Here is a 20,115-nt window from a genome sequence, read left to right on the forward strand (position 1 = left end):
CAATGCTTTCTACTGATAGAAACGCGTACTATTCAAGTGATGCCATATTCAGCCAGGTATCACTTTCTTAACAGAAGAAAATCGTTCTCCTCAGGAAGAACACCTCAGAGAAAAGCATCTGCCTGGCAAGCAGTATACAGCGCTGCCAGCAACACATTACAGTTGAGCAAAAAGATCAGGGCGATCAGTAGTCAGAGCATCTACTCCAAGATTATGAAAAAGACGCAGCTCCTCAAGATCATCGACCGTCCAGAGTCCTAACTTAAAACCGTTGCGATGAATGATCGCAAGCCGTTCAGGAGTAAAAAGTTCACGATCCATATCGATCCAATTACAACCCATACGCGTCACCTGCTTACACAGCTTTTCCAGCTGCGGATCCTCTTCGGGAGACCAGAGCTCGCGCGAAACCAGAGCACCCGTTATCAACGAAGGCTCCAAGCGTCGTATCTTCGTCAGCGCCACCCAGTCAAAAGAAATCACCAGCACCCGATCAAGCATCCTGGTCGCTCGCAGATCGCGTATCACCGACTCGACCATATTGGGATACCGTCCATATGCACCATCGCGCTCGCTCAATTTAAGTTCAATACACACACGTACCCGATTGCGAGCCAGTGTCAAAACCTCTTGCAGCGTAGGAATCTGCTCAGGTTGAGGCCATCCTCCGGGAAAATGCTTCGCAGCATCCAACGAACGCAGATAGGCAAAGTCAAGATCGAGCACATTCCCCTCGCCATTCGTTACACGCTCGACAAGAGCATCATGAAAAACAATCGCGTGGCCATCGCGACTCATCTGCACATCCAGCTCAAGCATATCCACCGGCATCGTTAACGCATTACGAAATGCGGCCAGCGTGTTCTCAGGAGCAAGATGCGATCCTCCCCGATGCGCGATACGCAGCAGAGAACTCTGCGACGAAACCATAAATCATTCCACCTTAAATTATCTACTGACCAGGGCATCAAAGTAATTGCTCACGACGACCATTATACAAAGACTCTTCGCCCGTGGCAACTTACGCCATCCAAAAGGCTCTGATACGATGTATAGAGCGTAAGGCGTCCAGTTATTACCTCCATAAGGATCATTTAGTATGTATTCCAGCGCAAATAACGTTGCTATTTGTCAACCATTGTGGTACAATTACTCCGTATCATCAGTTTAGAACGCGATGCTCAAAGGTATCCAATTCCACTCTGGTGAGGATCTTCATCTGGGGATGTCGGGTTTCGACAGGCGGTCAGATCGGAGAATTGCAGGTCGAGGTGTCGGTATGCAATCTCGTTAATCAACCGACAAAAAATTAGTTGCCAAAACAACTGAACCACAACTCGCTCTCGCTGCCTAAGAAGTAGTGACGCGATGTCTGTCCGACCTTTCTTCGTGGGGTCGGGTACAGGCACAATAAACACGCGGTGCGGTGACGAGGACCGTCTTCTAATCGTCATCAAAGACCAGAGGGCCAACACTCAGGAATCTTGTCGGTGGGAGTCCAGAGTGCCTAAGAAAATCATCGAATAAACCTGTAGTACATTCCTCGGTAGGGACGTTTGGACGGGGAGTTCAACTCTCCCCCATCTCCACCACTCAAGCCGCTTGTGAAACCGCTTCACAAGCGGCTTTGTTTTGTAGTCGTTGCTACATTCTACCCTGATTGACAGTTTATTTACAGTTTATCGCCATTTTGACAGTTTTAAGACAGTTCAAAAATCAGCTAGACTTTGTACCATCGTCCTGGTCATGAGGACTTAATTTCTCATCCCATTTACCCATGGCCTCTTTATGCATAGCTGGCAGAACATGCCCATAAACGCCTAGCGTCATACTAATATCACTATGCCCTAGTATCTCTTGCACCATTTTAGCAGATACCCCCATACTCAAAAGAAGGGTTGCGGCGCTGTGCCTTAAGTTATGAAACTTCATATGCGGTAGACCAGCTTCCACGAGCACTTTATCAAAGAGCTTTGGCATGTACCGAGGATTAAAGTAACCGCCCTTTAAGCCAGTAAAAAGAAGATCCTTATCTTGCCAGTCACTGCCAACTTTTAAACGCATCTCTAATTGCTGAAGACGATGCTGTCTTAAAAGATCGACGACGAATGAAGGTAACAGTATCATACGCTGGCCGGCCTTTGTTTTTGGCTCTCCCTCCACATACCCATAATGAGGAATATAGTCTACAGTTCTTTTCACCTGGAGCGACCCATTCTCTAAATCAACATCTGACCAGCGTAAAGCAAGTAGTTCACCACGACGCATAGCAGTAGTTAATGCGACTGTTAGTAAGGCTTCTAGTCGATGTCCCCGAACAACTTTCAAGAGATTTTGCGCTTGTTCCATCGTCAAGGGATTAATCTCCTTTTTAGCTACGCGTGGTCCCGAAACTTTATCACAAACATTATAAGAAACGAGATTCCAAAGAACTGCATTCTTCAGAGCTACGTGCAATACACCATGAATAGAATTGATTGTCTTAGGTTTCAATCCATCTTTTTCTTTCTGGCGATAGAGTGACAAAACATGTTGAGGTGTGAGTTTTTGTAGTTTTATCCCTCCTAAAGCAGGAATGATATAAGAATTGATAATTTTACGATACTTCACATAGCTGCTTAAGCGGATCAGTGGCTTGTGAACCTCTTCTATCCAATACTCTAAATACTCTTTTAATGTCTGTTGAGGTCCAGTTGCAAAATTTCCTTGCTCTATCTCACGTTGAGCTTTCCTTAATTTCTCAAGGCCTTCTTTTTGCGATTTCACATATGTCTGTTTATATTTATCCCCTAACCACACCTGCATAACCCATCTGCCATCCTTACGTTGAAAAACTGACCCATCACCTTTAGCTCGTCTTCCCTTTGATCTTGGCATATTGCTGTAACTCCTTAATAAAAAAGCCTTGCCATTTTTGGAAATAACGGCAAGGCTTAGTTCAGTTGTAGATGGTTTCATATTTCTTCATGCTGCTTAATCCAAGCATGTAACGATTCTGGATATACACGCCTCATCCCTGCAATCTTCACAGAAGGTAGCCCTTCACGGTACATAAGATTGTACACAGTGGCTACACATACACCTAAAGCAATTGCTACATCAGGAACTGTAAGCAGTAGCGGTTGAGCCGTCGAAGGAACTTTCTTTCTTCCCATAAATCACCGTCCTTTACTATAGAAGATTATAAAATGTGATAATCAAACTGTTTTTTTATCCGCATCGAATGAAAATCCTCACCTTTATCCTCCCAGATCCGCAACATTTTCTCATAGAGACGTTGCAGCACGATAGAGGCATCATCATCAGACTGGACTTCATCCTGTAACCATGCGCCGTATGTCGTGGTATACCCAGCAATGGCTTTCTCTGCTCGATCAAGGTTGATCTGGCGCTTTCGCTCTCTCTGGATATCAGCGAGATCATCAATGCGCTCCAGCATCTTCTCAAACGCTTTTTGGACGACTTCCCACGAGCTCGCTGTTTTCCATCGACGCCGGTTCGAGTCGCGTGTATTCACTTGCACCATACGAACCCATCCGTCTCTTTGACCAGCATGACCAACACAAAACGACCACAGGGCTGGGACTTTGTCTAGTGCATCGTAGGTATCTTCAATATCCATCTCATGCAGTGCCGGCCGCTTTATTCTGCATTCAATACGCCAAACAGGAGCTTCTCCATCCCATCCTTGCCGCTTCCACAGATCATAAAACCAGCGCTTTTCCTGCGATTTCTGTTCTATCTCAGCCAGCTTATTATAGATAGCGGCACTGATCGGATTGCCATGACCACTAAATTGCAACGTTTCTAAACGATGATAGCGATAAACCGGACGATCCAACGCCGATGTTTTAATCGGGCGATAGGTAGAAGCACGTGACACAAACAATTGCTCATAATTGCGAGGGATCACAAAATCTGCTACGTCTGCACACACATGGATTTCTGAACACTGGAGAAGAAAATCACCTTGAAACAGCTCCCAAAGAAACTGATGTGTCTTCACCAGTGCAGCAGCTGCTCCATACTTCCACAGATATTCACTCGAAAACTTGACCCGCGCCAGGCCGCTATTTTGCAGAAAAGGACCAATCATCAGATCGATAAGGCCATTCTTTAGCAAATAGCGATGGGTTTGTGTCCCTCTGGGATGCATCATCAATGTCGCATCCTCATGTTTCCATGCCGTTTTATACGGCTTCTCTTGGTTCTTTGCCGCCTCCATCCAAGCATTCAACAATGCATCTAGCTCCTCTGTTAAACACACTTCAGAGACATCCTCTTGAGTGTTTTCATCTGGCTTTGGAGGACGATGAGACACCTTGACATTCACAATTAACGTATCTACTCCAAAGAGCAATACAGACACATTAGAAGCCATACTACAAGTATCCTTCCTACATTTCATGATCCTGTAACGATTTTTCTATCGCGTCGAAAAGATGACAGATCAGATCAAGCACATGGTAGACTAGTTCAACGCTATCCGTTTGTTTGCGAAGACGAGCAAGAATAACAATACGTCCCATCGTCGCAACCAAGCGTGATACTACGGCAAAAAGATCAGGCTCGACAAGACACCTCCTTCAAAAACACACGACAAGGCACTTTCAAAAATGTGCGAGTAAACACCCATGAGAAGCCACTCTAGAGATACTCTCTCTGTACGTAGAGGGGCGCGTGTTACTAGTCCGCGCCCCTGAACTTTTAGCCATGAAAATGAAAAACAACGTCAAGCACAAGCCAGCAACACATAACACCTAACCCAAACCACAGAAGAGCAAACAGAAGTAACTCACGAACCGAATAATTCATACATTCTTCCTTCAAACAAAAAGCCCTCTAGCAAATGCTAGAAGGGCTACTTCAATTTACACCATGCAATAACCAGACTGGCATCCCCCATTTTCATCACCAAAAAGTGTTGGCTGATCTGGTTCAGTCAAATCAACTTCATCCAGAGGCTTTCGACTAAAATGCAGATAAACCGAATGAAGTGGATCTTGCTCTCGTATCTCTTTATCTCTCTGGACAGCCTTTGCAAAATCTTGAGGATACTGTTTCTTAAGGCGCAACCATTGAGGATTGAGCCGATGTGGACAATCCCAACAACATGATTTTGGTGGATCAGGCCATCCATAGTTCAGAATCAATTGACGGCACTCAGTACGCGTCATAGGGATATCAAAAGCCAGAGGCCAGGCGTATTGTTGCCATTGAACATCACTTGGTTTTATCCTCTCGACTTCATCGGCAGACATTCCTAACCAGGTGACACATTCTTTAATTCCTTTCGACCGAAGATAGCGACGAAAAACAAGCTTTTTCCATTCGCTCGAACAATACGTGGGCATTTTTCCCGTTTGTGTAAAGACTGGTAACAATAAATCTCCATTATGTCCATAGAGACCAACGGTTGAAAGAGAGTGAGGAGCAATTTCTAGCGTCAGACCAAGAGAGGCTAGCAGAGGCTCAACGTACAGCTTGGTATATTCCCATGTTTCGGTTGCTTCATCTCCCGTATCTGCCATCACGATCAGATCAGGCTTTGGAAGCAGCCCTTTTGCAATCAGAATAGCTATTGCTATCGTTTGTGTTCCTCCACCATACGACCATGTGATGATCTGATGGGTCGTATGAATAGATGCCACACATTTTCTTTTCGCTGCGACGGATACGATCTTTTCTTCTCCCGTAAAAAGATCAGATTGAATAACTTGTGTTGCCACGAATTTTCTCCATAAAAAAAGCCCTTACAGCAGAACGCTCTAAGGGCCTTAGTTCTACATGTAAAGACTCTCCAATGAGAGTAAAATTATTCAGTTGTACCTATCACGCTTCACATTGCTGGAGCGCATCATCCCACAAAGTAGGCTCAGATGTAGAGACACAATGAACAACAGCACCAAAGCGACTGAAAAGAGATGCAAACCTCTCAGTATAAGGACCCAAGTAGACCAGAGCACTCCCATGTGTTGGCCCACCTTGTTGATCATTGACGCTCCAGAAGTTGATGCGGTGGTTCGTAAAGCAGATGGGATACTTCCACAAGCGCTGAAACCATCCGGTATCTGTTGAGGCATTTACCAGTAACACCGCTTGCGTTGTGATCCCTGCTTCATACTGTGCAATGAGGCGACACGTCCATATCTCCTGATTGCTCACGTGAGCTGTCCGACAATATGGAGGATTTAACCAGACACGACCGCTCCAGGGTTTGTCTAATCCATTAGTCTCTTCATCATAATAAGTTACTGCCTGGATCACAGTATTGGCAAGAGCACTTGAAGCTGGATCTACATCAATCGCTCCCATAAGTGCACGTGCAGCGTTCACATATCTAGCTGGGGTATACCATTCAAAGCTTTTACTCTGTAAGTGAGCAAAGGGGGAATCACCTACATACTTTACATTCAAGGTCTCGTATCATCTCCTTTCACTCAATTCTGCCAACTCCCAATAAATTGGCATAACTGAAGGAAAGAAAGGCCCTCATAGCAGCTGCTGCAAGGGCTGATTATAACGTTATTGCGCCGGCGCACGTGTATAGGTCTGCTGAAACACGCTTCGTTTCACCAGGCGCATACATAAGTCACTGCCTCGCTTACAATTCCAAGTCACTACCGCGCCGTCGGGCTGGCTGTGCCATGTAGTGGAGAGGTGCAGCACAAACGGAAAAGGGATGTCAAAACAGGACACAGGAAGCGGATCGCGTTGCCTATAGAGTATCCAGTCCCATCCATCTTCATGGAGAGTGCCAACGGCGATTCGATCACGCTTGACACTCGTTTGCGAACTACTCCATTGCTCACCTTCTGGCCCCCGACAGATGCACTCATCAGGAGAATAGACATGGAGCCGTCCTTCAATATCGCGAAAAGGGGCGTCAGTTGGAAGGAAAGGGCGAATCTTGGTCAGGCCGGTTTTGATCACGAGAATTGAAGAGAAGTTGGTAAGGATATCTTCAGGGGAAAGATGGCGATAAGGTTCATCCATAGAGAGCCTTTCATAAAAAAGCCCTCATAGCAACTGCTACAAGGGCTGATGATATTAATGTTGATGAGGAAGGTAAAAGCCACCGCAGATGTCGCACCATACAGACTCTCCAGTCGTGAGTGCCCGACTATGTGCGACGCCAGGAGCCCCATCTAATACAATTGGGACCAGATGTTCACCCTGAATATCTTTCTGTGCTCTTTTCACGCGCTCGCTTGGACGCTTCATCTTGTCCATTCCTCTTCTCCCATGGAGCGATGATGCATCTATGAAATCTTCAGTTCGTTTCTCTTGTTTATCAAACCATCCCATAACGGTACCTCCAAAAGAAAGCCCTCTCTGAAACGAGAAGGGCTGATAAAAAACTCATAGCCAGAACAACAAAGGTTCATGCAATTTTCACGATGATCATCAGCGCCTTCTGCTATAATGATCATCATCCAGATAGCGCGTTCGCGCTCGCTCATACACCACCGGTTGTGGTTGCGGCCGTGACACTTTCTCGTGTCGATGAAGCAATGAAGTGCCAACATATGTCCCAATAATCAAACCGACAATCACACCGATAAGCAATGTAATAATCAGCCAGGGCAGCATCTGAGAAAACACGATTTGAACTCCTTTTCACCTACAATGAGAACATCAATACCATACCAGCAGGTCATCACACATTTTCCTACCACGGTAAGTAGGGAACCACAACCACAAGCACGGCTACCTCAATAGGGAGAAGGAGACAAACGAAAAGGACACTTCCTGGCGATGCAGCGTTATTCACCCATCCATGTTGCTGGTTCATACGTTGACGTGAGATCGCTTCATTTCGTTTGGCAGATGGCATCAACATTGCCATATCAATCAAACAGAAGCCAATGATCAACAGAATTCCGATCATGATCGTTTTATCCTTTCACTCAATTCTGCCAACTCACCCGAATTGGCATAACTGAAGGAAAGAAACATGCCCTCATAGCATCGCTACAAGGGCATTTCGACCATCCATCAGATGGCAACTGGCAGAAGCGCTTTGTCATGAACATCCGTCCAGAGATATTCATAAAGCGCTACCAGTGCATCGTCAATATTTTCTCGTTCAATGGCATAAGAGGTACCATCTGTCAGTGACACAGAAACCATCACATCATAGCGGGAATTCCACACCCATAGTTTTGTGTTTGTAAGAGCTTCAATCTCAGCGATGTACCACGCATTGCGCTCAGGATACACTTCACATGCGGTCGCTAGACGACGACACATCACATGAATATCACTCTCTTCGTAGTCACGGTGACAAAAATCAATAGCACCTTGATACGTCGAAAAAGAAACGATCCCCGTTCTGTGGCGAGGCCCGATCGCCGGAGGACATGCATAAGTATCTGCATGTTCCCACCAACACCCAGAAAGATACGTGTACGCTCCATGGCTATCACGCATCAGATGCAGAGGATAAAAACGACGATCGATCGTGACGATCACCATATTGTAGTGATCAGGAAGTTGTTCACGTTTCGACATTGATGTTCTCCTTTAGATTTCATGTTGTTGAATGCGTCGCCACATCTCTCGTGGCTCCACGCGATACCAGAAGCAAAGGAAATTAAACACATTGCCACCGCGTCCCCAGGTGTAGCAGTACCAACAACAGCCACCAGCACGACGCGGCGTATAGACTTTGAAGGAGGGATGATGATCATAGCCCCCTGTATGATGATCACCAAAGGGACAACATCCATGTCCTTGCTGATCCAGTGAGACATAGGAACCAATGAGTGCTACGGGGTCTTGTTGGGCACACCAGGCGTCAATAGTCGTGTGATCAGAAAGGTTTGTTCGATGGGAGATGGTTAACGATTGGTCTTGTGGGCGGCTTTCTCTTTGGGGCGTACATGGCTGCTTGCGCTCAGGTGGGACAGGAATACGCTGCACCCCGTCCAACCATGCCAGGTGCTCACGCACAGTAGACGCCACAGGCCAACAGAGCCGCCCATCTGTTTCCTGAAACGCATAGCGCCGGCCGGTGATCTGATGAACGCCACAGGGTAAGCGGATCAACGATCCATAGCCACCGCCCTCACTCTGTTTCGGATAAAATTCAAAACCCTTTGGACAGTAGGGCAAGAACCAGGCGCGGACCTGAGACGCTGGGAGTGGCTGCGCAAAAAACAGCCACAAATGACCGCCTCGTCTGGACGCTTCCAAGTAGGAGGGATATCCATCAGAGTCAAGACATATTTGCAGGCTGATCAATGCTTCAAGGCCGTCGAGACAATCAGCATCATACACAGCAAACCAGCACAGCCCCTGTTCATTGATCACATAAGAACCGATCGTGTGCTCTCCTCGCACATGACGAACAATATCTTGCTCTGTCAGAGCACGACCCACCCGAGCATAGCGACCCGTGGGATATTGCAAGGCAAAATCTGTCAGGCGACCACGAAAGAGGCGGCGATATTGAAGCAGCTGGAGCGAGTGAGAAGGGTGAGAAGAAATGATACGCATTGGAAACTCTCATAAAAACGTGCGACATTCACCGTGGACATCAAAACCCAGGGTCATACACGGATTGTGTATCGCTTTCTAGCGGTAACATATCAACATGATCATCTTTCACATGAGGATGGTAGAAGACGAGGTCAATACCCTGGGCTTCTCGCCCTGACCTCACCGTTTCCGTGAAAGCATCGCTGAATGCGCTTTGAGCTGATTGATCACCACTATAACTATCCGCACCCCAGAATGAGACCTCGCAATACTCTGAATCATGTAGGTTAAAGTATTTTTCTCCCCCGGTCATGTGCATGAAGGCTTGTCCCACCGCAACGCCTGATTGATGTGCATCGTTTTTGTTCTGTCTTGCCATCACCATGTGTCCTTTCTCTTTTGTATGCGCTACATAGGGTTGGCTTGTACCTGCTCACCACAGAAACAATAAGCAGAGGCCAACCCTATTTATTTATGATCTTTGCGTAAATCCATGGCGATCCAACACCAGCATGTAGCCGGTTTCTTGGATCGAGCGGACATCAAGGCCGAACGGATGCAATTTGACCCGTGCACGCGACAAGAGATTGCGCACGGGTCGAATAACAGCATCAATGTATCCTTCGTTCAGCCCTCGTTGCACTTCCTCATAGCACTGATTGAGCGGCCGCGATGACTGTGAAGCAAGCAGATCCGCTAAAGGGCAATAGTCAGGATACAGATCAAAAATGAGCTTGAGAATGCAAAATTCTTGATCTGTGAAACGCTGCTGCTCTTGAATGCCCTGCTCTTGCACGAGAAGCGTCACCGTTTGAAGTTCCCGATCAAAGACAAAGGTTCCTTCAATCAGGTTCAATGCGTAGGAAGTAAAGCGAGAGGGTGAAGGGGAAATGCGACGAGGAGCAACCATATAAATGGCATCCTTTCAACAGGCTAGAAGGGATGATCATCAAGGTCTCCAAGTTCATCAAGACCAGAACCGTCAGATGTTGAAGCCGCCGCTTGTGGCCGCTGGGTGAGTTGGGCGGAAGTCGCAATCACATCAATGGCTTGCCGTTTCTGTCCATTGCGATCTTCATACTCACGCACGGCTAATCGACCCTGGATATAGACCTCATGGCCTTTCTGAAATTTTTCATTCATGCGCTCTGCCAGGCGATCCCAGCCCACAATATTGAGCCACATCGTTGGCTTCTCTTTTCCTTGATCAACGGCAATACTAAACTTTGTACAGGCGATACCATTGGAGGTATAGCTCATATCAGGATCACGACCAAGCCGGCCACACACAGTCAGTTGATTAATAAGCATAGGACATCTCCTTTTCGGGTAGCAACTCACGTTGCAGAACATCATAGGGTTTCAATTGAGAAGGATCATAGTACCGCTGCGGTTTGATCAGGTCTAAAAGCACCGCGTAGCGATTGCGTGCCTGATGAATGTACAGCGGAATATGAGGATTAATGACGCCAGGGCCATCAGGTGTCATCACCCGTTGACCCAACGAGAAGCGAGGAAAACAATCACCAAGTAAGGTGATCACGTTGGTATAAATCACGCTGCGATGACAGGTACGAGGATCGGCACAGCCACACAGCAAAATGAGGGTAAAGCCCTTTTCAACCCCACGCACAAGCCAGGGTATCCCCTCCTGCTCATTCGCCAGCAGGATCGGTTTTGACCGCATGGTGTGATTGACATTGCCCAGCCAGTCACCACGCCAGATATAGCGCGTTGACCAGCAAGCCGATAAGGTTGGACGTTGCCACACCTTTGACCAGCCACACCACGGCGTCAAGCGGGTATCAATAATCAAAGCAGCTGGATTGACTAGCATCACCCCGCGTAACTCTTCTTCCGCATCTTTTGAGGCATAGCCAAAGGTAGCTAAGGAACCAGGTGTGAACGTACCAGCTCCTTTCTACCATTCCGGTCCATGGACAGAAAGGGTGTGATCATCATTTTCAGACACGATATACACCATATCGTCGCGGAGTTGATCTTTTGTACGTTCACTTGACCATGATACTTTTACGATGATGTTTCCATCTTCACGCCTCTCAGCAATGATCACACGATCAATCGTCACGGTCTCATCGCCAGTACTCCAATAGTGTTGGGCAGCTTTTGTCACCTCATTGATCACATTGGTATCATTGGTTGGTTTGACCGTCTCAAAAGCTGCTTGTGATTGTTCCGTATCAGTAAAGGTATAGATCATATCGCCTATTTCTGAATGATGATACGAGTTATCAGTCCGAAGAATACGAACATCAACCAACGTATCAAGCGCACTCGATAATTCTTCGGTAGATAGGCCGGTAGATCGTATAAAATCTTGAAGCGTCATGGCATTTTCAGATCGGGCAAGCGTGACGAGAATAGTCTGTATCGTTTCTCTCATCCCCATAGCGGGACCCTCCTTATTGGTAGAAAACTGATGGCAAACAGTCCATAGCGCCATCTATCAAGCTTATATGTATTGGATGTACCAGGATACCAACGCATGAACCCACTTCCTGGGTACAATAGAGTAAGCCATGTATGTATACATGGCTAATGACAATCCGTACACACTAAATTCACTCTACCAGTCGTTATCACAGACGTGGAATGACGACTGCACACGTCCCGATGGCAGATCGCGCACATTCCTCCACCACTAAAACCTATCGGTGTCGTACAGATGGCACAGGGAATTTCAGCCGGAAATGGGGGTGGTGTCGTCGGACGTCCTGGACGTGTGGGAGAGGATGCATGATGTTCCTTTTTGGTTCCAAACAAAGACATGTCTTTTTTCCTTTCGCTCAATCCTACCAACTCCCGATGAGTTGGCACGAATGAAGGGAAGAAAAGCCCTTGTAGCGAGACTATGAGGGCTTTCAATCTGGTTGACGTTCTCTCATTTAAACCGGGAGAAATCGCTGATCATGTCTGCGCGCAGATTGAACACGCATCATGTGCTCATGATGCACACAAATGGTTGAAGACCAATGAGACGGATACCAGCGCATCACATGCCATGATTGCCAACACCAGGGACAATAGATCATGCGTTGGAGCGCGGACCAGCAGGACCAGCACAGGAAGAAGTAACACACACGTCTCATCGTTTCCAGCTCCTTCCTATCTGATGGGTACGGATCAAAAAACAGTACATGCAAAGCATAAAGATCAGATAATGAAAGAGGCATAACCTCACCTGATCATGCTCACCAGGCGTTCGACAGAGAAAGCAGGAAGATGCATCTCCCTGTTTCGTAAGAAGAAGCTGCTTCATCAAATCACCACCTTTCCAGAACGCCAGGCATGCACGGAATACAGTAGAGCACCAATATACGCTTGTTCATCGTTCGAATCAGCCGCTGGAGCGTAGCGAGGGATAATTTGTTGGATCGTCGTCAGGCCTGCACCTTTATAGAGAGGGCCTGTGATAAGATCGAACCAGTGTTGATATCCGTCAGTCCACGAGTTGAACTGTGCATAGCCCCCTCGTGACTGATCAACACACGGCCGATCGTTAATACATCGCTCATTTCCAAGAGCGAGCGTGACCGTTGCTTCGCCCTGCGTGCCTAAAGTCGATTCGTGCATAAAAAAGGCTAAAGGGACAATAGGATCAATACCATATTGCAACGCAGAAGTATAGAGATATGATCCCGTCCCGGCTGCTGGGGAATGATACGCCGTCAGAATCTTGTTGATCTGGCTTGCCGAAATCGTTGGTGTCCCATAGATGGACAGTATCTCCGTCGATTGAGCATGTGGAGTAGCTTGAATTGAAGATGTCTGCACCGTGTGAAGTGGGGCCTTTGTCGCATTCAACGTGCCATACCCTACAACACATACAATAATCAAAAGAACCATCCACACGAGGCCAGAGCTTGAAGAGGTCGAGGCTTTCTCTTTCATTTCCACGATATGAACTCCTTTCCATAGGAGTCCAGGCGTAACTTTTTTATGGTATAATGAGCACAGCTACACCCGATACTCCATATCCTGTGTAGTTATTGGTCATCGATGCCCGGCCAGGTCTCCAAACATGAACGAGGCACCGATGATTGAGGATTTGGTGGCTCTCATAAGGGGCCATCATTTTTTATCAGTTTGAACCGATGTGGCCGCCAATATCTTTTCTGGTACGATCAATTTACAATCGTGTTCCGGCCACTCCTCTGCATGCGGTGTACAGAAGTACAGATGTGCCGGCTTATCAAAGGAGCGATGATGCCCGCCTGTATGTGTTGCCAGTTTGCGACATTTACAGCATAAGGGCTTCCCGGTTCGTGACTGTTTCATCTTGCGTGCTCCTCGCTCGATACCTCTAAAAAACGATCACCACGAATGTCGTTAGAAAGACCAGGCCAAGCAGGTATCCGACAAAGCGACTTGGATGCTTATTGAATGTCGAAAGCAGGATCAGAAGGAACGCCCACACGAAGAGAACCAGTGGAAGGTATGACATAAAACCAAAGGGACGATAATGCTGATAGGTGGTGTGGATCATCGTGATAAAGCTGATGATGAGGTAGTTGATGTTTTCCATAGGTGGATCTCCTTTATTTTAGAGCGATCGTCATGGAGACAATCCCAACGGCAACAAGCAAAACAACTATTATGATAAGCAAACAGAAGAGGGCAAATTGCCCCTTCAGATCGCGACCAGTTCGATATGACCTCACAATGAAACTCCTTCCTGATACAATTGTTACGATAATCGACGATTGGCGTAATAGCGCTTTAATCCTTGGCTAATCTTTGCTCCTGCTTCTTTCCGCTCAATTTCGGTCATGAATGCCAGATGACGACCTCTATATTGGGTTGCTTGCATAGCATCAACTTCAGCACGAATACGCCAGTATGTACGCTCTTGGCGCTTTTTGAGATCCTCTAGAAACGCCTTTGCGATCTTATCACCGTTATGAAGTGCTCCAAGCAAGATAGAATGTCCTACCTGTGTCTTACGCGCATGTTCAAAAACAGGTGAGGCAATATCTATACTTGTCTCCCTGGCAGCATAACGTTTGTTGCTTCTCAATTCCCACGTAGGTAACTGGAGATAACTATCATGAAGGCCACATATCACTAATCCAAAGACACCCATATCCTCTTTATCATCCAGATGGTAATAGTAGTAATCCGAGGAACGCGCCAGTACGACAGCGTGTTTTGAGCGCTTAAGCAGGTCCGCAACTTCTGGATCGTTGAACTCATCTTCCTCAACTTGATTGTAAAAAGCATCGCATTGATCCGCATGCTCATACAGTTTCTGCGTTATTTCCTGTACTTTTTCAGCTGGCTCACGGCGGATCACTGCAATGCTATTGTTTGTCCTACTATGTGGAATAAGCACATAGCCAGCGTTTATATGCTGGCTATACAATGCTGCCCATGCCTTCCCACGGGTATATCGACTATATGGGCGCTCTGGCATACTACACATCCTCTTGCGTTACGGTTCTCTCCTTTGATTTTTCGGGTGGTAACTGCGCTTGAGCCATGGCGTTCATGGCTTGAATGGCGGATTGACGTTTTTCAGCCCCCATCGTCGGGTCAATCAGTGCTCTCTGCATTGAGGTCATCATCAGAATGGTCATATTTGCCATTTCTTGTTGCGCTTTGAGCGCATCGATTTGAGCCTGGTTTTGCATCTTTTCAATCGTCAGGCGCGTCTGCATTTTGTCATCTTTCATCTCTGCTTCTGTATGGGCTTCACGAACCGAGAGAATGCCATCGTTGATCGATGTGATCTCTACTCTTTTCTGAGAGAGTAAGGCTGTTGCCTGCTTTGTCCGTTGCTGTTGTTCCTCCAACGCCTGATCAGCCGTCGTTGGCTTTTCTTCATGCGCAAAGGCCGTGTACCCATCTGCCACCAACGTAAAAATGGCACGCACAATGGCAAAAATCCAGACACCCGCCTCACCGATTCCATCAGCTTTTGTCTGTGCAGCCACAAAGATAATCTGAGTCACACAGACACCAGCTGCCAGGGCAAACCAGAAGAAGCGTTGACGCTGTAGCTTTTTCCTATCAAGCTCAGTAGGGCCATCCGGTCGCCGCTCTGCTCGTCCCCGGATCGTTGCTGCTTTATACGATATCGCAAGGAAGGTTCCTTCTAAGACCATAGCAACCGCAACGATCGACAAGCCTGCAATGGTATCCTGCACCTTTTGACGTAACCAGAGCACTAAGAATACTTCGCCAATAGTCCCAATCAACAAGATAGCCGGTCCAACTAAGGCCCATAGCTCGCCAAAGTTCTCCATGACCTTTGTGTTGAATGACCAGCCAAATTGCACACGATTGAGCTCACGATCGACATGTTGTACTAACTGATCTGCTGAATAATTGACCAGGTTCAGTTCGCTGTTCTTATCAATACGCTCAAGACCAGACGGTCCATTGTGTGTTCCACCCGGTGGGGCAGCGTTGTTACTCTTGGGCTTGTCTGGGTGAAGCAGTTTCTCTTTCTCATACGCCAGTCGTCCCGTTGCCACTGCTGCCTGATAATTATTGGTATCGGGACAATTTAACACCCTCATAAGTTCAGCATCACTCAAGTTCGGATTGTTCTTGAGCATCGCATGAACGTCCTTCACGATATTATTTGCTTCTTTCTTTGAAAGCGTCTCTCCTTTCGTCTTGACACCAGTGGATGCAGCACCTCCCTGACGTCCCTTAAACGGGTTCAATTTACTCTCGAAAATGCCCATAATTTTGCTCCTACTTTTGCAAAAATTCCCGTGGTTAAATCAGGTAATGGGAGTGTAATGGGAGTGTAAAAATGCGAGCGTAAAAACCAGTGATCATGACATCGATATGCTGGAAGACTGTCACGATTCTCCTTTGATTTTTGCTCGCATTTTGTCACGCTATTTGGAGCGTAAAAATTAAGCCGATTTCTCTGATTTACCAGCGTTAGAAGCGGACGCGTTTTTGGGCGGCTGCGCCTTGATTTTTTCTTGGAGTTTTTGCAAGCGTGCCTGTTGGCGCTCAATGCGCTCTTGTTCCTGAATCGCACGCAACTCTTTTTTCGACTTGTTCAAGGCACGCTTTCCGTCCTCAATGGCGATAAAGTCTGAATGGGCTTTAATGATGGTGCGGAAATGCGAAGCGGCGCGGGGAGTGGCGTCTTTGTCGTTCGCATATTCTTTCAGCTTCGTAATGATGTCGTTGATGTTCTTGTATTCAGCATCGGTTAAAAGGGTAATTGCCATATAGTTCTCCTTACTAAAAATGATTGACCTTAGCTCAATTGCGAAGGTTCATTGCTGCTAACTCCGCATGCATACGAGTCTACAAACGCAATTAGCAGTATCAAACTTCACACATCAATCTTAAATAGAAAAGCTTTCCCAAGCCTTTCCAGGTCTAAGGCACGCCGTCCGCCTTGCTCCTTCATCAGCACTCCTTTCTCGCAAGGTTCAGCGAATCCAAGGACTTAGACCCTATGGGATTTTCACCCTCATCTCACCTTTAGGCGTCCGCATGGTGAACGGCTTACCCGTCTCTGCCATCCTGGCCTGCTCAGTGAGCCTCTTATTTTGTTATTAATGCGCTATTTAAAGACCAAATTTTGTGGTAAACTACTGAATATCAGTGGTCTCTTTCGGTCTAGACCATTTATTAGGTCTAGACCAATATATACCATTAAATTTTGAGAAAGTCAACCTTTGGCCTAGACCAATTTAGACCAAAAGGAGAAAATACAATGGAATTAGGAAAATCAGAAGCAATTGCAGATAATTTGCGATCAAAAATCTTGAACGGAGAACTTGCTGCGGGCACAAAAATAGGTTCAGAGAGGGAACTTGCAGAGATGCTTAAAGCTAGCCGTGAGACGGTGAGACAAGCACTTAAGATCTTAGAAAGCGAAGGGGTTATTTCTCGCTCTTCTGGTAAAGGTACCTTTATAGCAGGTACACGAGAACGAGTAACTGTTGATAAAGGCAGAGAAATACGACTTAACAATGAGAGCTTATCGATATCAGCTAGTGAACTACAAAAGTCAGGCTCTTTTCTTAGAGACATGGAAAGAATGGGACGCCGGCCGCAGGTACAATTTTTAGAACAGCCATCTCTTGTGGCAGTAAATGCAGAAATAGCAAAACAGCTTCAAGTTCAGAATGACACACTTGTATTCAAGCGTTACCGTCTACAATCAGCAGATAATCTTCCTTACCGAATTATCGAAAGTTACTATCCATCAGATTTATTTGGTGAATTGTTAACAACAAATATCGGGGACAAACCGCTATTCGAATGGCTCCAAGAGAAGCACAATCTCAAAGCGACACATGTTCATGAAAAGTTACTGGCGCGTCTGGCGACACAAAGTGAGCGTCAACTTTTACATATTTCTCAAACAGCACCAATAGTAGCCATTAATAGAACAGTACTAGCAAACACCGGAAGACCTATAGAATGGGCACATATCATTGCAGTTGCAGCCCTTTACGAATTTACATATGAGTATGACATTCTTGACTGGAATAAGGAGGCAAAAGGTAATGTCAGAAAACAGCCAAATTAACCGAATACTTAGTGAGCAACTACGAATTGGGACAGGAATTGACTTTCACAGCCTCTACGAAGGTTTTCCATTAACGATGGCTGGGATAGTAATTCCATTTGATAAAGGTTTTCATGTTAAACGTAGCGATGGTGATCCTATCTCTCATGCAATAGTTGATGCGATATTAGCAGCATTAGGAGAAGGGGATATTGCAGATTGGTTTAATGATGAAGACGGGATCACAAATGCGCAATCTATCAACTATCTTGGAGAATTAAAAGAAAAGCTATTAATTCCACACAATATCACTATTGTAAATCTCCAGGTGCTCATTCTCGCAGAGAGACCAAAACTTAAACCTTTCTTTCAGCAAATGAAGGAAAGAATAGCAAGACAATTAGAGATTAGTGTACAGCGCATTAGTATTCAAGGAAAAACCTTTGAAGGAAAAGGTATTATTGGAGAACAGCAAGGCATAGAAGTACATACAACTATCTCAGTTCTAAAAAATACTCAACTGAATAGCAACTACATTGATTGGGCCAAAGAACAAGCGACATCTTTACTTTCCTCACTAGGCAACCGTTGGCTCCATGTTCAAAGTGTTGTTGATCAGGCACGGTGGGTAAGCCAAATATTCAATGAAGCTGACCAGGCATGTCTTGTAGCAGCTGCTTATCTCCATGATATTGGCTATGCTCCATCATTAAAACAAACTGGTTTTCATCCTATAGATGGTGCTCACTACGTACGATCGAATAACCAAGAACGGCTAGCGTGCCTTGTTGCCTATCATTCTGGAGCGGAACATGAAGCAACATTCAGAGGACTAGATACAGAATTAAGCCAATTTACACGAGAACAATCACTACTAGCCGATGCGCTCAACTATTGCGATATGACAACTGGACCTACGGGTAAAAGGATCACAATTGAAGAACGACTAGCGGATATCTTCTCTCGTTACCAAAAGACATCTATTATCAATCAAGCAATGCATCAAGCCGCTCCATCTTTGAGGATCAGTGTAGAACGTGTAGAGAATGTTCTCCGCCAACATAACTTAATTCCATAAAAAAGGAGCACCTAAACAGTATTGCTTAGGTGCTCCTTGAGTATCATTTTTCACTGATCTATAAGAGGCGTTCTAATTTAAAAAACTTAACAGTAAAAGACTAAGCAACTACATTTAAATTATTTATGTCTATCTGTCTGGTACAGATGAAGTTTATCAACAGCTTGTATCCAATGTTGCTTTTCCTCTATGGAAAGATTGTATATCATCTCTGGTTGTAAGCCTTGCTTGTTCAGCATAGCATTAATTGACATCTTGCAAGACATACAAATAAATAGCCCAATGGGATGCCGTATAAGCTTTTCTCTTTTATAACAAGTCTGACAATGCTTTTTAGAAGGTAGTTTATAGGTTGGCATATTCTTTAGATTTTTTGAAACATTTGTGATATACATATGATGTCCCGTTCCAGTACCTTTTCGTGGTGTAATCACAAGTCACCTTCTTTATGTTTCTTGATCTAATTTAGTTGTAAGAAGCAATAAGATCTGGTCTAGCTTTCTTTCTTGTATCTCAAACTTTTTATCCTGTGCATCAAAACGCTTATCTTGGGCTTCAAAACGTTTATCAATGGATTCAAAATGGCTATAGATTCCTTGATCGAGATCTGCAAAATGACGGCTCATATTTTGCCCTAAAAGAGTAGACTGTTCTTTTACCTCTTTGATACTCTGCCCTTGCTTGCCCATAACACCAAGAAGGATCGCCATATTTTCATTGATCTCTTTCAAGCTGTGCCCTTGCTCAGCAGGAGTATTATCTTGGGCAAGGCTCTCATCATACAGGCGTCGTAGTTCTAGAGCAGCTACTTTTCGTTCTAGTGAAGCTAATCGATCATCATAGGTAGACACCAGCAAAGCTCCTTTCTCTTTCACAAATATAACATATTTTTGATTCCACATTAACCCTTCAAAAGAGATATTGACCAACACGTCTATCTCACTATATTTACTACCTCACTATATCACGCAAACACATTTTAGGCTTATATTATCTCATATTATTATGTATACTACTATCGGATAGTAGTTTTTCCAAGCAT

The 20,115-nt window shown here is 45.6% G+C and carries 27 protein-coding genes and 1 other RNA gene; 3 read left to right on the plus strand and 25 right to left on the minus strand.

Annotated elements, in window-relative coordinates:
• Nucleotides 1-156: 156 nt before the first annotated feature.
• On the minus strand, nt 157-930 hold the full coding sequence (locus AC27N8_RS17010) for a glycerophosphodiester phosphodiesterase (protein ID WP_487068584.1): 774 nt from the start codon (nt 928-930) through the stop codon (nt 157-159).
• A 291-nt stretch (nt 931-1,221) separates the two neighbouring features.
• Between AC27N8_RS17010 and ssrA the strand changes: the two genes are divergently transcribed.
• Nucleotides 1,222-1,592: a transfer-messenger RNA gene (ssrA, locus tag AC27N8_RS17015) on the plus strand.
• A gap of 124 nt (nt 1,593-1,716) precedes the next feature.
• Here ssrA and AC27N8_RS17020 read toward each other — a convergent pair.
• The 23 genes from AC27N8_RS17020 to AC27N8_RS17130 form a co-directional block, all read right to left on the minus strand.
• The gene (locus AC27N8_RS17020) at nt 1,717-2,958 is read right to left on the minus strand and encodes a tyrosine-type recombinase/integrase (RefSeq protein ID WP_487068585.1); all 1,242 of its coding nucleotides are present in this window, start codon (nt 2,956-2,958) and stop codon (nt 1,717-1,719) included.
• On the minus strand, nt 2,955-3,155 hold the full coding sequence (locus AC27N8_RS17025) for a helix-turn-helix domain-containing protein (protein ID WP_487068586.1): 201 nt from the start codon (nt 3,153-3,155) through the stop codon (nt 2,955-2,957). Before AC27N8_RS17025 ends, AC27N8_RS17020 begins: the two co-directional genes overlap by 4 nt.
• A 26-nt stretch (nt 3,156-3,181) precedes the next feature.
• On the minus strand, nt 3,182-4,381 hold the full coding sequence (locus AC27N8_RS17030) for a hypothetical protein (protein WP_487068587.1): 1,200 nt from the start codon (nt 4,379-4,381) through the stop codon (nt 3,182-3,184).
• A 490-nt stretch (nt 4,382-4,871) separates the two neighbouring features.
• Nucleotides 4,872-5,729, minus strand: coding sequence for an adenine nucleotide alpha hydrolase family protein (locus AC27N8_RS17035; protein ID WP_487068588.1), 858 nt, complete (start codon nt 5,727-5,729; stop codon nt 4,872-4,874).
• Nucleotides 5,730-5,832: 103 nt separating this feature from the next.
• Entirely contained in the window at nt 5,833-6,417 is a 585-nt protein-coding gene (locus AC27N8_RS17040) for a DNA N-6-adenine-methyltransferase (RefSeq protein WP_487068589.1), read from the minus strand.
• Nucleotides 6,418-6,525: 108 nt separating this feature from the next.
• A complete protein-coding gene (locus tag AC27N8_RS17045; RefSeq protein ID WP_487068590.1) occupies nt 6,526-6,996 on the minus strand; it encodes a hypothetical protein in 471 nt (156 codons plus the stop codon).
• 54 nt (nt 6,997-7,050) lie between these two features.
• Nucleotides 7,051-7,224, minus strand: coding sequence for a hypothetical protein (locus tag AC27N8_RS17050; RefSeq protein WP_487068591.1), 174 nt, complete (start codon nt 7,222-7,224; stop codon nt 7,051-7,053).
• A gap of 183 nt (nt 7,225-7,407) precedes the next feature.
• The gene (locus tag AC27N8_RS17055; RefSeq protein WP_487068592.1) at nt 7,408-7,605 is read right to left on the minus strand and encodes a hypothetical protein; all 198 of its coding nucleotides are present in this window, start codon (nt 7,603-7,605) and stop codon (nt 7,408-7,410) included.
• Nucleotides 7,606-7,672: 67 nt separating this feature from the next.
• Nucleotides 7,673-7,891, minus strand: a complete 219-nt coding sequence (locus AC27N8_RS17060; protein WP_487068593.1) for a hypothetical protein — start codon at nt 7,889-7,891, stop codon at nt 7,673-7,675.
• A gap of 107 nt (nt 7,892-7,998) precedes the next feature.
• Nucleotides 7,999-8,514, minus strand: a complete 516-nt coding sequence (locus AC27N8_RS17065; protein ID WP_487068594.1) for a hypothetical protein — start codon at nt 8,512-8,514, stop codon at nt 7,999-8,001.
• A 12-nt stretch (nt 8,515-8,526) separates the two neighbouring features.
• Nucleotides 8,527-9,501 (minus strand): TOTE conflict system archaeo-eukaryotic primase domain-containing protein, encoded by a 975-nt coding sequence (locus tag AC27N8_RS17070; RefSeq protein WP_487068595.1) that lies wholly within the window; start codon nt 9,499-9,501, stop codon nt 8,527-8,529.
• A gap of 40 nt (nt 9,502-9,541) precedes the next feature.
• Complete coding sequence (locus AC27N8_RS17075) at nt 9,542-9,862, minus strand: hypothetical protein (protein WP_487068596.1); 321 nt, start codon at nt 9,860-9,862, stop codon at nt 9,542-9,544.
• 93 nt (nt 9,863-9,955) lie between these two features.
• Entirely contained in the window at nt 9,956-10,393 is a 438-nt protein-coding gene (locus tag AC27N8_RS17080) for a hypothetical protein (protein ID WP_487068597.1), read from the minus strand.
• A 23-nt stretch (nt 10,394-10,416) separates the two neighbouring features.
• Nucleotides 10,417-10,794: a single-stranded DNA-binding protein gene (locus AC27N8_RS17085; protein ID WP_487068598.1), complete on the minus strand. Its 378-nt coding sequence runs from the start codon at nt 10,792-10,794 to the stop codon at nt 10,417-10,419.
• The gene (locus AC27N8_RS17090; protein WP_487068599.1) at nt 10,784-11,320 is read right to left on the minus strand and encodes a DUF488 family protein; all 537 of its coding nucleotides are present in this window, start codon (nt 11,318-11,320) and stop codon (nt 10,784-10,786) included. The genes AC27N8_RS17085 and AC27N8_RS17090 overlap by 11 nt, the downstream gene beginning before the upstream one ends.
• Nucleotides 11,321-11,404: 84 nt before the next feature.
• On the minus strand, nt 11,405-11,893 hold the full coding sequence (locus tag AC27N8_RS17095; protein WP_487068600.1) for a hypothetical protein: 489 nt from the start codon (nt 11,891-11,893) through the stop codon (nt 11,405-11,407).
• Nucleotides 11,894-12,762: 869 nt separating this feature from the next.
• On the minus strand, nt 12,763-13,401 hold the full coding sequence (locus tag AC27N8_RS17100; RefSeq protein WP_487068601.1) for a hypothetical protein: 639 nt from the start codon (nt 13,399-13,401) through the stop codon (nt 12,763-12,765).
• Between the two features lie 174 nt (nt 13,402-13,575).
• Nucleotides 13,576-13,782 carry a hypothetical protein gene (locus tag AC27N8_RS17105; RefSeq protein WP_487068602.1) on the minus strand — a complete coding sequence of 69 codons (207 nt, stop codon included), beginning with the start codon at nt 13,780-13,782 and terminating at the stop codon, nt 13,576-13,578.
• Nucleotides 13,783-13,807: 25 nt separating this feature from the next.
• A complete protein-coding gene (locus tag AC27N8_RS17110) occupies nt 13,808-14,029 on the minus strand; it encodes a hypothetical protein (protein WP_487068603.1) in 222 nt (73 codons plus the stop codon).
• A 13-nt stretch (nt 14,030-14,042) separates the two neighbouring features.
• The gene (locus tag AC27N8_RS17115; RefSeq protein ID WP_487068604.1) at nt 14,043-14,165 is read right to left on the minus strand and encodes a hypothetical protein; all 123 of its coding nucleotides are present in this window, start codon (nt 14,163-14,165) and stop codon (nt 14,043-14,045) included.
• A 26-nt stretch (nt 14,166-14,191) separates the two neighbouring features.
• Nucleotides 14,192-14,917, minus strand: coding sequence for a hypothetical protein (locus AC27N8_RS17120; RefSeq protein WP_487068605.1), 726 nt, complete (start codon nt 14,915-14,917; stop codon nt 14,192-14,194).
• A 1-nt stretch (nt 14,918) separates the two neighbouring features.
• Nucleotides 14,919-16,196, minus strand: a complete 1,278-nt coding sequence (locus AC27N8_RS17125) for a hypothetical protein (protein ID WP_487068606.1) — start codon at nt 16,194-16,196, stop codon at nt 14,919-14,921.
• Between the two features lie 177 nt (nt 16,197-16,373).
• Nucleotides 16,374-16,700, minus strand: a complete 327-nt coding sequence (locus AC27N8_RS17130; RefSeq protein ID WP_487068607.1) for a hypothetical protein — start codon at nt 16,698-16,700, stop codon at nt 16,374-16,376.
• A gap of 494 nt (nt 16,701-17,194) precedes the next feature.
• On the opposite strand from AC27N8_RS17130, the gene AC27N8_RS17135 reads away from it, so the two are divergent.
• The gene (locus AC27N8_RS17135) at nt 17,195-18,016 is read left to right on the plus strand and encodes a GntR family transcriptional regulator (protein ID WP_487068608.1); all 822 of its coding nucleotides are present in this window, start codon (nt 17,195-17,197) and stop codon (nt 18,014-18,016) included.
• A complete protein-coding gene (ispF, locus tag AC27N8_RS17140; protein ID WP_487068609.1) occupies nt 17,994-19,073 on the plus strand; it encodes a 2-C-methyl-D-erythritol 2,4-cyclodiphosphate synthase in 1,080 nt (359 codons plus the stop codon). The genes AC27N8_RS17135 and ispF overlap by 23 nt, the downstream gene beginning before the upstream one ends.
• 446 nt (nt 19,074-19,519) lie before the next feature.
• Here ispF and AC27N8_RS17145 read toward each other — a convergent pair whose 3' ends face one another.
• The gene (locus tag AC27N8_RS17145; protein WP_487068610.1) at nt 19,520-20,005 is read right to left on the minus strand and encodes a hypothetical protein; all 486 of its coding nucleotides are present in this window, start codon (nt 20,003-20,005) and stop codon (nt 19,520-19,522) included.
• Nucleotides 20,006-20,115: the final 110 nt, after the last annotated feature.

The sequence above is a fragment of the Dictyobacter sp. Z7_2 genome (assembly GCF_057551105.1).